9 protein-coding genes and 2 tRNA genes are annotated in these 14,062 nt (G+C 60.0%); 9 read left to right on the forward strand and 2 right to left on the reverse strand.

Annotated features, from left to right (window positions below; genetic code table 11):
- Positions 1–3 precede the first annotated feature (3 nt).
- A tRNA-Leu gene (locus tag FHL16_RS18515) sits at positions 4–90 on the reverse strand.
- Positions 91–256: 166 nt separating this feature from the next.
- A tRNA-Leu gene (locus tag FHL16_RS18520) sits at positions 257–343 on the reverse strand.
- 226 nt (positions 344–569) lie between these two features.
- Here FHL16_RS18520 and rnr point away from each other — a divergent pair.
- The 9 genes from rnr (at position 570) to FHL16_RS18565 (ending at position 14,047) form a co-directional block, all read left to right on the forward strand.
- A complete protein-coding gene (gene rnr / locus FHL16_RS18525; protein WP_010464189.1) occupies positions 570–3,200 on the forward strand; it encodes a ribonuclease R in 2,631 nt (876 codons plus the stop codon).
- On the forward strand, positions 3,197–3,964 hold the full coding sequence (rlmB, locus tag FHL16_RS18530; RefSeq protein ID WP_010464188.1) for a 23S rRNA (guanosine(2251)-2'-O)-methyltransferase RlmB: 768 nt from the start codon (positions 3,197–3,199) through the stop codon (positions 3,962–3,964). Before rnr ends, rlmB begins: the two co-directional genes overlap by 4 nt.
- A gap of 315 nt (positions 3,965–4,279) precedes the next feature.
- Positions 4,280–4,702 carry a 30S ribosomal protein S6 gene (rpsF, locus tag FHL16_RS18535; RefSeq protein ID WP_003217491.1) on the forward strand — a complete coding sequence of 141 codons (423 nt, stop codon included), beginning with the start codon at positions 4,280–4,282 and terminating at the stop codon, positions 4,700–4,702.
- A 28-nt stretch (positions 4,703–4,730) separates the two neighbouring features.
- Entirely contained in the window at positions 4,731–4,961 is a 231-nt protein-coding gene (rpsR, locus tag FHL16_RS18540) for a 30S ribosomal protein S18 (RefSeq protein WP_002551829.1), read from the forward strand.
- Between the two features lie 36 nt (positions 4,962–4,997).
- Positions 4,998–5,891: a hypothetical protein gene (locus FHL16_RS18545; RefSeq protein ID WP_010464187.1), complete on the forward strand. Its 894-nt coding sequence runs from the start codon at positions 4,998–5,000 to the stop codon at positions 5,889–5,891.
- Positions 5,892–5,910: 19 nt separating this feature from the next.
- Positions 5,911–6,357: a 50S ribosomal protein L9 gene (gene rplI / locus FHL16_RS18550; RefSeq protein ID WP_003197251.1), complete on the forward strand. Its 447-nt coding sequence runs from the start codon at positions 5,911–5,913 to the stop codon at positions 6,355–6,357.
- A gap of 108 nt (positions 6,358–6,465) precedes the next feature.
- On the forward strand, positions 6,466–7,860 hold the full coding sequence (gene dnaB, locus FHL16_RS18555) for a replicative DNA helicase (protein WP_010464182.1): 1,395 nt from the start codon (positions 6,466–6,468) through the stop codon (positions 7,858–7,860).
- A gap of 281 nt (positions 7,861–8,141) precedes the next feature.
- Complete coding sequence (locus FHL16_RS18560; protein WP_077748929.1) at positions 8,142–10,445, forward strand: YgiQ family radical SAM protein; 2,304 nt, start codon at positions 8,142–8,144, stop codon at positions 10,443–10,445.
- Positions 10,446–10,771: 326 nt separating this feature from the next.
- Positions 10,772–14,047, forward strand: a complete 3,276-nt coding sequence (locus FHL16_RS18565; protein WP_077748930.1) for a transglutaminase family protein — start codon at positions 10,772–10,774, stop codon at positions 14,045–14,047.
- The last annotated feature ends 15 nt before the right edge of the window (positions 14,048–14,062 follow it).

Genomic DNA, 14,062 nt, shown 5'->3' on the forward strand with positions numbered 1-14,062 from the left:
AATTGGTGCCCAGAAGAAGACTCGAACTTCCACGACCTTGCGGTCACCAGCACCTGAAGCTGGCGTGTCTACCAATTTCACCATCTGGGCATAATCTTCAGCGTCGCCGCTGTTGATGTGGCGCACTATACGGAGAGCGTTTTGATCTGTAAACCCCTGATTTAGATTTAATAAATCAGATGTTTAGAATGCAAAAAACCCGCTTTCGCGGGTTTTTGTGTGAGCCTTGAAATTGATCTAATCTCAAGCTCGTAATTGGTGCCCAGAAGAAGACTCGAACTTCCACGACCTTGCGGTCACCAGCACCTGAAGCTGGCGTGTCTACCAATTTCACCATCTGGGCAGTATCGGCAACGCTAGTGCGTCGTCGATGGCGCGCACTATACGGAGCGTCTTTTTAACTGTAAACCCCTGGCATCAAAAAAACCTGGAAAATTTTACCAGCGGCATTTAAATCAGCTTTGCGCTGTCGATATAAGGCTTTAGATGGGCTGTCGCAGCCTGAAATTTCCCGTTTCATTACGCCTATGCCAAACTAACCCGCATATAGACAAGGTGAAAACTCTCTAATGGCCGATTGGCAGTCCCTCGATCCCGAGGCCGCTCGTGAAGCGGAAAAATATGAAAACCCTATTCCTAGCCGCGAACTGATCCTTCAGCACCTTGCTGATCGGGGTTCGCCTGCTAACCGCGAGCAGTTGGTGGAAGAGTTTGGTCTGACCACGGAAGACCAGATCGAAGCCCTGCGTCGCCGCCTGCGCGCCATGGAGCGCGACGCTCAACTGATCTATACCCGTCGCGGCACCTATGCGCCTGTGGATAAGCTCGACCTGATCCTGGGCCGCATCAGCGGTCACCGTGACGGCTTCGGCTTCCTGGTCCCGGACGACGGCAGCGATGACCTGTTCATGAGCCCGGCGCAAATGCGCCTGGTGTTCGATGGTGACCGAGCCCTGGCCCGTGTGTCTGGCCTCGACCGTCGCGGTCGTCGCGAAGGCATGATCGTCGAAGTGGTGTCCCGTGCCCACGAGACCATCGTCGGTCGCTACTTCGAAGAAGGCGGTATCGGCTTCGTGGTGGCGGACAATCCGAAGATCCAGCAAGAAGTGCTGGTCACTCCGGGTCGTAACGCCAACGCGCAGATCGGTCAATTCGTCGAAGTGAAGATCACGCACTGGCCGACCCCGCGCTTCCAGCCGCAAGGCGACGTGGTCGAGGTCGTGGGCAACTACATGGCGCCGGGCATGGAAATCGACGTTGCCCTGCGCACCTACGATATTCCTCACGTCTGGCCTGAGGCGGTGCTCAAAGAAGCCGCCAAGCTCAAGCCTGAAGTTGAAGAGAAAGACAAAGAGAAGCGCATCGACCTGCGTCATCTGCCGTTCGTGACCATCGACGGTGAAGATGCGCGCGACTTCGATGACGCGGTTTACTGCGAAGCCAAGCCTGGCAAGCTGCGCCTGTTCTCCGGCGGCTGGAAGTTGTACGTGGCGATTGCCGACGTTTCCAGCTACGTGAAGATCGGTTCGGCACTGGATAACGAATCCCAGGTTCGCGGCAACTCGGTGTACTTCCCCGAGCGCGTCGTGCCGATGCTGCCGGAGCAGCTGTCCAACGGCCTGTGCTCGCTGAACCCGCACGTCGATCGCCTGGCCATGGTTTGCGAGATGACCATCTCCAAAACCGGCGAGATGACCGACTACTGCTTCTATGAAGCGGTGATTCACTCCCACGCCCGCCTGACCTACAACAAGGTCAGCGCGATGCTGGAAACGCCGAAACTCACAGAAGCGCGTCAGCTGCGTGGCGAGTACACCGACGTCCTGCCACACCTCAAGCAGCTTTACGCACTGTACAAAGTGCTGCTGGCTGCTCGTCACGTGCGTGGCGCGATCGATTTCGAAACGCAGGAAACCCGGATCATTTTCGGTACCGAGCGCAAGATTGCCGAAATCCGTCCGACCGTGCGTAACGATGCGCACAAGCTGATCGAGGAATGCATGCTGGCGGCCAACGTGGCCACCGCCGAATTCCTGAAAAAGCACGAAATCCCTGCGCTGTATCGCGTCCACGACGGTCCGCCACCGGAGCGTCTGGAAAAACTGCGCGCCTTCCTCGGCGAGCTAGGCCTGTCCTTGCACAAAGGCAAGGACGGCCCGTCGCCGAAGGATTACCAGGCCTTGCTGGCCAGCATCAAGGACCGTCCGGATTTCCACTTGATCCAGACCGTCATGCTGCGCTCGTTGAGCCAGGCGGTGTACAGCGCCGATAACCAGGGCCACTTCGGCCTGAATTACGAAGCCTATACCCACTTCACCTCGCCGATCCGCCGCTACCCGGACTTGCTCACGCACCGGGCGATCCGCAGCGTCATCCATTCCAAGCAGAACACCCCACACGTTCGCCGTGCCGGCGCGATGACTATTCCGAAAGCGCGCATCTATCCATACGACGAAGCGGCGCTGGAGCAGCTCGGCGAGCAATGCTCGATGAGCGAACGCCGTGCCGACGAAGCCACCCGCGACGTGGTGAACTGGCTCAAGTGCGAGTTCATGAAAGACCGTGTGGGCGAATCGTTCCCGGGTGTGATCACCGCAGTAACCGGTTTTGGTCTGTTCGTCGAGCTGACCGACATCTACGTCGAAGGCCTGGTGCACGTCACCGCGCTGCCGGGCGATTACTACCACTTCGACCCTGTGCACCACCGCCTCGCCGGTGAGCGTACCGGTCGCAGCTTCCGCCTTGGCGACACCGTTGAAGTGCGCGTGATGCGCGTTGACCTCGACGAGCGCAAGATCGACTTCGAGATGGCGGAAAAAACCATCAGCGCGCCGATCGGCCGCAAAAAGCGCGGAACTGAAAAGACCGAGCCAGCCGCCAAGACATCGGCCAAAACCGCAGCAGAACCGGCACCGGCAAAAACCGGTCGTCGTCCTGCCAAGGAAAAGGCTGTCGAAGCCTATCGCCCAAGCGATGCTGCGGCGAAAAATGCCGAGCTGCGTAAAAGCCGTGAATTGAAACAGGCGTTACTGTCTGAAGCAAAAAGCGGCGGTAAAGCGGCGTCTGGGGGAAAGACCGGACGGTCGGCGCCTGACAAGGCCCCCGGCAGCAAGCCAAGCAAACACCGTAAAGGCCCGCCAAAAGCGGGTTCGGCCCCAGCCAAAAGCGGCGGTGCGCGTAAACCTAAGGCCAAGTCATGAGTAATCTGGAAAAGATCTACGGCGTGCACGCTGTAGAAGCATTGCTGCGTCACCACCCGAAACGCGTCAAGCAAATCTGGCTGGCTGAAGGCCGCAGTGATCCGCGGGTTCAGACACTGATCGCCCTGGCTGCGGAAAATCGCGTGGCCGTCGGCCAGGCCGAGCGCCGTGAGCTGGATGCCTGGGTTGAGGGTGTGCACCAGGGCGTCGTGGCGGATGTGAGCCCGAGCCAGGTCTGGGGCGAAGCGATGCTCGACGAGTTGCTCGATCGCACCGAAGGCGCGCCGCTGCTGCTGGTGCTCGACGGCGTGACCGATCCGCACAACCTGGGCGCTTGCCTGCGTTCGGCCGATGCGGCCGGTGCGCTGGCGGTGATCGTGCCGAAGGACAAGTCAGCCACCCTGACCCCGACGGTACGGAAGGTGGCTTGTGGTGCGGCGGAAGTGATTCCGTTGGTCGCCGTGACCAACCTGGCGCGAACCCTGGAAAAACTCAAGCAGCGTGGCTTGTGGGTTGTCGGTACGGCGGGCGAGGCTGAGCAGAGTCTGTATCAGCAAGACATGACTGGCCCGACCATCCTGATCATGGGCGCGGAAGGCAGTGGCATGCGTCGCCTGACTCGCGATCTTTGCGACTACCTGGTGCATCTGCCGATGACGGGCAGCGTCAGCAGCCTCAACGTGTCTGTGGCGACTGGCGTTTGCCTGTTCGAGGCCCAGCGCCAGCGCAGCGTCAAAGCTGCGGCGGGTGGCAAGAAGTCTTAAGCCGGTTGTAATCCCTGTGGGAGCGAACCTGCTCGCGAAAGCGGAGTAACATTCAGCATCAATGTTGAATGTCATGCCCCCTTCGCGAGCAGGCTCGCTCCCACAGTGGTTTGTGTCAGGGCGAAAAGTTGCGGTGCGAACGAACTGTTCAAATAATCACCAATTGCCTTGCACCTCTTCTATCCCTTCTCTACAATTGCGCCCCTTGCTGTGACGGCAGGCACTCACGTGTCTATCGCAAGCAAGTCCATAAGTGTCATTCACTCCTTGTCTGACCGTTTTTGAACGGCAGGCTACAACCCGTAAGGAGCATTCATGCGTCATTACGAAATCATCTTTTTGGTCCACCCGGATCAAAGCGAGCAAGTCGGCGGCATGGTTGAGCGTTACACCAAGCTGATCGAAGAAGACGGCGGCAAAATCCACCGTCTGGAAGATTGGGGCCGTCGTCAACTGGCCTACGCAATCAACAATGTTCACAAGGCTCACTACGTGATGCTGAACGTTGAGTGCACTGGCAAGGCCCTGGCCGAGCTGGAAGACAACTTCCGCTACAACGATGCAGTGATCCGTAACCTGGTCATCCGTCGCGAAGAAGCCGTTACCGGCCAATCCGAGATGCTCAAGGCTGAAGAAAACCGCAGTGAGCGCCGTGAGCGTCGCGACCGTCCTGAGCACGAAGGCGCTGAAAGCGCTGATAGTGATGACAGCGACAACAGCGATAACGCTGACGAGTAATCCACGGACCTTTTAAGGAGCCTATCAAATGGCACGTTTCTTCCGTCGTCGTAAATTCTGCCGCTTCACCGCTGAAGACGTGAAAGAGATCGATTACAAAGATCTCAACACTCTGAAAGCCTACGTATCCGAGACCGGCAAAATCGTTCCAAGCCGCATCACCGGTACCAAAGCTCGTTATCAGCGTCAGCTGGCCACCGCTATCAAGCGCGCCCGCTTCCTGGCCCTGCTGGCCTACACCGACAGCCACGGCCGCTGAGACCGGGCAGTCGACACGTAGCAAAGGATTGAATGCATGCGCGCCTTAGCTGAGTTCATCATGCGCGGCCGTATGCAGGCCACTCTGGTAGTGGCTGGATGCGCAATACTGCCGTTGTTGTATTGGTTGGGTGCTGCCGCCGGATGCCTTGTGCTCCTGCGGCGCGGATTGAAGGACGCCATTGGCGTACTTGCTCTGGGGCTGCTGCCGGCGTTGATCTGGTGGCTTTACTCCGATGACCCGCGGGCACTTCTGGTGCTGCTGGGGTCTTCGAGCCTTGCGTTGGTTTTGCGCGCAAGCGAGTCCTGGAACCGCGTGCTGCTGGTCAGCATAGCGATGGGAGTGGTGTTTGCAGTGGTGCTGGGGACAGTTTTTGCTCCCCAAATCGAGATGCTGGCGCAGGCTTTGATAAAAGTCATGCCGTCGCTACTCGGTGATGTCTACCAGAAGTTGTCGGTAGACGAGCAAGCGCATTTTGCGTCCCTGATTGCACCGGTCCTGACCGGCCTGATTGCGGCCTTGTTGCAAATCGTCAGTGTGCTGAGCCTGATTGTCGGGCGCTACTGGCAGGCGTTGTTGTACAACCCGGGTGGTTTTGGTCGCGAGTTTCGCGCCATCCGATTCCCGCTTTTACCAGCGATGTTGCTGCTGGCGTTCATGCTTCTGGGACCGAACATCGGTCCACAGATGGCCATGTTGACGCCGTTGTGCAGCGTACCGCTGGTGTTCGCCGGGCTGGCCCTGATTCACGGGCTGGTGGCGCAAAAGCGACTGGCCAGGTTCTGGCTGGTGGGGTTGTACGTCACGCTGTTGCTGTTCATGCAGCTGATCTATCCGTTGCTGGTGGTCTTGGCCATCGTCGACAGCCTGATTGATTTTCGCGGTCGTTCGACGCCGAAAGACGTCGATAGCGCGAACGGTGAAGGTTAAAAGTTAAGAGGATTTTCACATGCAACTGATCCTTCTGGAAAAAGTCACCAACCTGGGCAACCTGGGTGACAAAGTAAACGTTAAGGCTGGTTACGGTCGTAACTACCTGCTGCCTTACGGCAAAGCTACCGCTGCGACCGCTGCCAACCTGGCTGCGTTCGAAGAGCGTCGCGCTGAGCTGGAAAAAGCCGCAGCAGACCGTAAAACTTCGGCTGAAAGCCGTGCCGCCCAACTGGCTGAGCTGGAAGTGACTATCACTGCCACCGCTGGTGACGAAGGCAAGCTGTTCGGTTCGATCGGTACTCACGACATCGCTGATGCACTGACCGCCTCTGGCGTTGAAGTGGCAAAAAGCGAAGTTCGTCTGCCGAACGGCACCATCCGCAACGTAGGCGAATTCGACGTAGCCGTGCACCTGCACGCCGAAGTTGAAGCCACCGTACGCGTTGTCGTGGTAGCAGCTTAAGCAGCACTTGTCGGCTGGCACCCTCGGGTGCTTGCCGGTAACATCGGGCACGATCCTGTTTACAGGTCGTGCCCTTTGTCTTTCTGAAACCCCCAATTTCTAGTGGCCATGAACGATATCTCCGCTCCCGAGCAATACGATCTGCAAACCGCTGCCCTGAAGGTGCCGCCGCATTCCATCGAGGCCGAACAGGCCGTGCTCGGTGGTTTGATGCTGGACAACAACGCCTGGGAACGCGTGTTGGATCAAGTGTCGGACGGCGATTTCTATCGGCATGACCACCGTTTGATCTTCCGCGCGATCGCCAAGCTCGCCGACCAGAACTCCCCCATCGACGTCGTGACCCTTGCCGAGCAATTGGACAAGGAAGGTCAGACCTCGCAGGTCGGTGGTCTCGGTTACCTGGGTGAGCTGGCGAAAAACACGCCGTCCGTCGCCAACATCAAGGCTTATGCCCAGATTGTTCGTGCGCGGGCAACCTTGCGCCAACTGATCGGCATTGCCTCCGAAATTGCCGACAGTGCCTTCAACCCGGAAGGCCGTACCGCTGAAGAGATTCTCGACGAAGCCGAGCGCCAGATCTTCCAGATCGCTGAGGCCCGGCCAAAAACCGGCGGCCCGGTGAGTGTGAATGACCTGTTGACCAAGGCTATCGACCGCATCGACACCTTGTTCAACACCGACAACGCCATTACTGGTCTGTCCACCGGTTACACCGACCTCGACGGAATGACCAGTGGCTTGCAACCGTCTGACCTGATCATCGTCGCCGGCCGTCCATCCATGGGTAAAACCACCTTTGCGATGAACCTGGTGGAAAACGCCGTATTGCGCAGCGACAAGTGCGTACTGGTCTACTCGCTCGAGATGCCAGGCGAATCGCTGATCATGCGTATGCTGTCGTCCCTCGGCCGTATCGACCAGACCAAGGTCCGTGCCGGTCGCCTGGACGACGACGATTGGCCGCGCCTGACCTCGGCGGTCAACCTGCTCAATGATCGCAAACTGTTCATCGACGATACGGCCGGCATCAGCCCGTCGGAAATGCGTGCGCGTACCCGACGCCTGGTGCGTGAGCACGGCGACATCGCCCTGATCATGATCGACTACCTGCAATTGATGCAAATCCCGGGTTCGGGCGGTGACAACCGGACCAACGAGATTTCCGAGATCTCCCGTTCCTTGAAGGCCCTCGCCAAGGAATTCAACTGCCCGGTGGTGGCGTTGTCCCAGCTCAACCGCTCCCTGGAGCAGCGACCGAACAAACGCCCGATCAACTCCGACCTCCGGGAATCCGGAGCGATCGAGCAGGATGCTGACGTGATCATGTTCGTTTACCGGGACGAGGTGTACCACCCGGAAACTGAGCACAAAGGCATCGCCGAGATCATCATCGGCAAGCAGCGGAACGGCCCGATCGGCACGTCGCGGCTGGCGTTCATCGGCAAGTACACCCGCTTCGAAAACCTCGCACCGGGCAGCTACAACTTCGACGACGAGTAACGCCCAGGCAGGACGCTTGCCTGTGGGGAGCTTGCTCCCGCTCGGCTGCGCAGCAGTCGCAAAGCTGAGGAATGCGGTCCGTCTGGAAAAATTCGGTCGAAGGTTTTGGGGCCGCTTCGCTGCCCAGCGGGAGCAAGCTCCCTCGCCACAAGGGTTGCGCCTGGCCTCTGGATCTTTGCGCGAAACGGGCGCCGCAATTTCCGACCATAGCCGTCGGAATTGGTTGTTTTTTGTGCTATATTCCGCGCCCGCGATTTTTCATCTCAACACCGGTCATCGTCATGCAAACAGCCAAGCCGTTATTTGACTATCCCAAGTACTGGGCCGAATGTTTCGGCCCGGCGCCATTCCTGCCGATGAGCAGGGAGGAGATGGATCAGCTTGGCTGGGATTCCTGCGACATCATCATCGTCACCGGTGATGCGTACGTTGACCATCCGTCGTTCGGCATGGCAATCATCGGCCGGCTGCTGGAGTCGCAAGGCTTCCGCGTCGGGATCATTGCCCAGCCAAACTGGCAGTCCAAAGACGACTTCATGAAGCTCGGCGAGCCGAACCTGTTCTTCGGTGTCGCGGCCGGCAACATGGATTCGATGATCAACCGCTACACCGCCGACAAGAAAATCCGTTCCGATGACGCCTACACCCCGGGTGGCCTGGCGGGCAAACGTCCGGACCGCGCGAGCCTGGTTTACAGCCAGCGCTGCAAGGAAGCCTACAAGAATGTACCGATCGTGCTCGGCGGCATCGAAGCTTCCCTGCGTCGCATCGCCCACTACGATTACTGGCAGGACCGGGTGCGCAACTCGATCCTGATCGACGCCTGCGCCGACATCCTGCTCTACGGCAACGCCGAGCGTGCGATCGTCGAAGTCGCCCAGCGTCTGTCCTTCGGTCACAAGATCGAAGACATCACTGACGTGCGCGGCACCGCGTTCATCCGTCGTGACACGCCGAAGGACTGGTACGAAGTCGATTCCACGCGCATCGACCGTCCGGGCAAGGTCGACAAGATCATCAACCCGTACGTGAACACCCAGGACACCCAGGCCTGCGCGATCGAGCAGGAAAAAGGCCCGGTTGAAGACCCGAGCGAAGCCAAGGTCGTGCAGATCCTGGCCAGCCCGAAAATGACCCGCGACAAAACCGTGATTCGTCTGCCCTCGGTCGAGAAAGTCCGTGGCGATGCGGTTCTGTACGCTCACGCCAACCGCGTGCTTCACCTGGAAACCAACCCGGGCAACGCCCGCGCCCTGGTGCAGAAGCATGGCGAAGTCGACGTCTGGTTCAACCCGCCGCCGATTCCGATGACCACTGAAGAAATGGACTACGTGTTCGGCATGCCTTACGCACGGGTTCCGCACCCGGCGTATGGCAAGGAAAAAATCCCGGCCTACGACATGATCCGCTTCTCGGTGAACATCATGCGTGGCTGCTTCGGTGGCTGCACCTTCTGCTCGATCACCGAGCACGAAGGCCGGATCATCCAGAACCGTTCCGAAGAATCGATCATTCGCGAAATCGAAGAGATCCGCGACAAGGTCCCAGGCTTCACCGGCGTGATTTCCGACCTCGGTGGCCCGACTGCGAACATGTACCGCATCGCCTGCAAGAGCCCGGAAATCGAATCCGCGTGCCGCAAGCCGTCGTGCGTGTTCCCGGGCATCTGCCCCAACCTGAACACCGATCACTCATCGCTGATTCAGCTGTACCGCAGCGCCCGTGCCTTGCCGGGTGTGAAGAAGATCCTGATCGCGTCCGGCCTGCGCTACGACCTCGCGGTCGAGTCGCCGGAATACGTCAAAGAGCTGGTGACCCACCACGTCGGCGGTTACCTGAAGATCGCCCCGGAACACACCGAGGAAGGTCCGCTCAACCAGATGATGAAACCGGGCATCGGCAGCTATGACAAGTTCAAGCGCATGTTCGAGAAGTACTCCAAGGAAGCCGGGAAAGAGCAGTACCTGATTCCGTACTTCATCGCCGCTCACCCGGGCACCACCGACGAAGACATGATGAACCTGGCCCTGTGGCTCAAGGGCAACGGCTTCCGCGCCGACCAGGTGCAGGCGTTCTACCCGTCGCCGATGGCCACTGCCACCGCGATGTACCATTCGGGCAAGAACCCGCTGCGCAAGGTCACTTACAAGAGCGACGCCGTGACCATCGTCAAGAGCGAAGAGCAGCGTCGCCTGCACAAGGCGTTCTTGCGTTATCACGACCCGAAAGGCTGGCCGATGCTGCGTGAAGCGTTGACCCGCATGGGCCGCGCCGACCTGATCGGGCCGGGCAAGAACCAGTTGATCCCGCTGCATCAGCCGGCGACCGACAGCTACCAGAGCGCCCGTCGCAAGAACTCGACGCCGGCCGGCAGTCACAAGGTTGCAGGGGAAAAAACCACCAAGATCCTGACCCAGCACACCGGCCTGCCACCACGTGCCAGCGATGGCGGCAATCCGTGGGACAAGCGTGAACAGGCCAAGGCGGCGGCATTCGCCCGCAACCAACAGGCGGCCAAAGATCGCAAGGACGCGGCCAAAGGCAAGGGACCGAAGCCTGCGCGCAAGCCGGTAGTGCCGCGCTAAACGCTGACCGCTGATAACAGAACGCCAACCTTCGGGTTGGCGTTTTTTATTGTCTGCTGATCGTTCCCACGCGCTGCGTGGTAATGCCCCAAGGGGCGCTCCGCGTCCAGTGACGCGGGGCGTCACGGACTGCATTCCCACACAGAGCGTGGGAACGATCGTAGGTATCTCGCCACATTTGCGTGCAATCCTCTCAAACCAATTTCCCGCATCGCCCGATTTTGGTGCTGTACTGCCTCAAGCAATCGAAGAAAGCGCCAGCGCTGCTGGATGGCATAAGTCTTGCGCGCTTTCCCAATACGCTTAAGGCTCGCAGGAGGCACGCCGTGTCGATTCATGTCGCATTGCACCACGTCACGCATTACCGCTACGACCGCGCCGTCGAGCTCGGTCCGCAGATCGTTCGCCTGCGCCCGGCCGCCCACAGTCGCACGCGGATTCTGTCCTATGCGCTGAAAGTCTCCCCCGAGCAGCATTTCATCAACTGGCAGCAGGACCCCCAGGGCAATTACCTGGCGCGGTTGGTGTTCCCGGAGAAAACCGCTGAGCTGCGCATCGAGGTCGATCTGCTGGCGGAGATGGCGGTGTTCAATCCGTTCGACTTCTTCCTTGAGCCCTACGCGGAAAAGATCCCGTTCACCTACGCCTCGGATGAGCGCAAGGAACTGGCGCCGTACCTGGAAACCTTGCCCCTGACGCCGAAGTTCAAGGCCTATCTGGACGGCATCGACCGCACGCCGCTGCCGAGCGTCGACTTCCTCGTGGCGCTCAATCAGCGCCTGAGCGAAGACATCGGCTACCTGATCCGCATGGAGCCGGGGGTGCAAACCCCTGAGCACACCCTTGAACATGCGTCCGGTTCCTGCCGTGACTCGGCGTGGTTGTTGGTGCAGTTGCTGCGTAACCTCGGGCTGGCGGCGCGCTTCGTCTCTGGTTATCTGATCCAGCTGACCGCCGACGTCAAAAGCCTCGACGGTCCCTCGGGCACGGAAGTGGACTTCACCGACTTGCACGCCTGGTGCGAGGTCTATTTGCCTGGCGCCGGCTGGATCGGCCTGGACGCGACGTCAGGGCTGTTTGCCGGTGAAGGGCACATTCCGTTGGCGTGCAGCCCCGATCCGGGCTCTGCGGCACCGATCAGTGGCCTGGTGGAATCGTGCGAGTGCGAGTTCACCCACGAAATGTCCGTGGAGCGGATCTGGGAAGCGCCGCGAGTAACAAAGCCCTATACCGAAGATCAGTGGTTGGCGATCCAGGCGCTGGGGCGGCAGATCGATGCCGACCTGCTGGAGGGCGACGTGCGCCTGACCATGGGCGGCGAGCCGACGTTTGTTTCCATTGACGATCCGGACGGCGCCGAGTGGAACACCGCCGCACTTGGCCCGGACAAGCGTCGGCTGTCCGCCGAGCTGTTCCAGCGCATGCGCAAACACTACGCGCCCAAAGGCCTGGTGCATTTCGGTCAGGGCAAGTGGTATCCCGGCGAACAACTGCCACGCTGGTCGCTGAACTGCTACTGGCGGCGCGATGGCGTGCCGATCTGGCACAACAGCGCGCTGATTGCCGATGAGCAGGAAGACTACGGTGCCGATGGCGAACTGGCCGGGCGTTTTCTGTCGAGTGTCGCCGAACGCCTGAAAATTCCGACACGCTTTGTTTTCCCCGCCTACGAAGACAATTTCTATTACCTCTGGCGCGAAGGCACGTTGCCGCTGAACGTCAGCGCCGAAGACTCGCGTCTTGAAGAACCGCTGGAGCGGGCCCGCCTGCGTAAAGTCTTCAGCCAGGGCCTGGACAAGGTGATCGGTCAGGTCCTGCCGCTGGCGCGCACCGCCAAGGGTGATCAATGGCAGAGCGGTCGCTGGTACCTGCGTGACGAGCACTGCCGACTGGTGCCCGGTGATTCACCGCTGGGCTATCGGCTTCCGTTGGGCTCGCAGCCATGGGTAAAAGCGGCGGAGTATCCGTTCATCCATCCTAACGATCCGAATCAGGCATTCCCCTCGCTACCAGACACTCAGCAGTTGAACAGTCCGGGAGCACCGGCCGAAGCGGTCGAGCGGGAACTGAAAGTCGATGAATCCGCCGACTGGCTGACCCGCACCGCATTCTGCGCCGAGGCACGGGAAGGTCGGTTGTACCTGTTCATGCCGCCGCTGGAACGGGTCGAAGATTATCTGGAACTGGTCACCGCGATCGAGGCCACGGCGCAGGAACTGCATTGCCCGGTGCTGCTGGAAGGCTACGAGCCGCCGAGCGATCCGCGCTTGAGCAACTTCCGTATCACCCCTGACCCGGGCGTGATTGAGGTCAATGTGCAGCCGTCCGCCACGTGGGATGAGCTGGTCGAGCGCACCGAGTTCCTCTACGAAGAAGCGCGCCAGACCCGACTGACCACCGAGAAATTCATGATCGACGGCCGGCACACCGGCACTGGCGGCGGCAACCATTTCGTCCTGGGTGGCGCGACGCCGGCTGACTCACCGTTTCTGCGCCGTCCCGACCTGCTGCGCAGCCTGATCAGTTACTGGCATAACCACCCGTCCTTGTCCTACTTGTTTTCCGGATTGTTCATCGGCCCGACGTCCCAGGCGCCGCGTGTCGATGAAGCGCGCAACGATGCCTTGTACGAACTGGAAATCGCTTTCGCCCAGATGCCGGAGCCGGGCGAGGAGTGTGCGCCGTGGCTGGTCGACCGGTTGCTGCGCAATTTGCTGATCGACGTGACCGGCAATACGCACCGCGCCGAGTTCTGCATCGACAAGCTCTATTCGCCGGATGGCGCGACGGGGCGGCTTGGATTGCTTGAGTTGCGCGCCTTTGAAATGCCACCGCATGCGCGCATGAGCCTGGCGCAACAGTTGCTGCTGCGGGCGCTGGTGGCGCGGTTCTGGCGCGAGCCGTATGCGCCGCCGAAACTGGCGCGCTGGGGCACTGAGCTGCATGACCGGTTCCTGCTGCCGCACTTTATCGAGCAGGATTTCGCCGATGTGATCGTCGATCTCAATGCCGCCGGTTATCCCGTGCGCGCAGAGTGGTTTGCCGCGCATCTGGAATTTCGTTTTCCCAAGGTCGGCGATTACGCCGTCAGCGGCATCGAGCTGGAAGTGCGTCAGGCGCTGGAGCCTTGGCATGTGCTGGGTGAGGAGGGCGCGGTCGGCGGCACGGTGCGCTACGTGGATTCGTCGCTGGAACGCTTGCAGGTGAAGCTCACCGGTCTGGCACCGCAGCGTTATTTGCTGACGTGCAATGGTGTTCCCGTACCGTTGCAGCCGACCGGCCGCGTCGGCGAGTTCGTTGCCGGCGTGCGTTTCCGCGCCTGGCAACCGGCCAACTGCCTGCAACCGACCATCCCGGTCCACGCGCCGTTGGTGTTCGACCTGCTCGACACCTGGATGCAGCGTTCGCTGGGGGGCTGTCAATACCACGTCGCCCATCCGGGCGGGCGTAATTACGACAGCTTGCCGGTGAATGCCAATGAGGCCGAGAGCCGACGGATGGCGCGTTTCTTCCGCATCGGACACAGCCCGGGGAAACTTCCGATACCGATTCTGGAAATTAATGACGAGCTGCCGATGACGCTCGATTTACGACGTTTCTAAACCGTACACGACGCT

The sequence above is a fragment of the Pseudomonas sp. FSL W5-0299 genome (genome assembly GCF_005930655.1).
Taxonomy (GTDB): Bacteria; Pseudomonadota; Gammaproteobacteria; order Pseudomonadales; family Pseudomonadaceae; genus Aquipseudomonas; species Aquipseudomonas mandelii.

What these genes read in the sequence shown, in the direction of transcription:
- rnr (WP_010464189.1), top strand. Translation starts at nt 570, where the DNA reads ATGGCCGATTGGCAGTCCCTCGATCCCGAGGCCGCTCGTGAAGCGGAA.
- rlmB (WP_010464188.1), top strand. Translation starts at nt 3,197, where the DNA reads ATGAGTAATCTGGAAAAGATCTACGGCGTGCACGCTGTAGAAGCATTG.
- rpsF (WP_003217491.1), top strand. Translation starts at nt 4,280, where the DNA reads ATGCGTCATTACGAAATCATCTTTTTGGTCCACCCGGATCAAAGCGAG.
- rpsR (WP_002551829.1), top strand. Translation starts at nt 4,731, where the DNA reads ATGGCACGTTTCTTCCGTCGTCGTAAATTCTGCCGCTTCACCGCTGAA.
- FHL16_RS18545 (WP_010464187.1), top strand. Translation starts at nt 4,998, where the DNA reads ATGCGCGCCTTAGCTGAGTTCATCATGCGCGGCCGTATGCAGGCCACT.
- rplI (WP_003197251.1), top strand. Translation starts at nt 5,911, where the DNA reads ATGCAACTGATCCTTCTGGAAAAAGTCACCAACCTGGGCAACCTGGGT.
- dnaB (WP_010464182.1), top strand. Translation starts at nt 6,466, where the DNA reads ATGAACGATATCTCCGCTCCCGAGCAATACGATCTGCAAACCGCTGCC.
- FHL16_RS18560 (WP_077748929.1), top strand. Translation starts at nt 8,142, where the DNA reads ATGCAAACAGCCAAGCCGTTATTTGACTATCCCAAGTACTGGGCCGAA.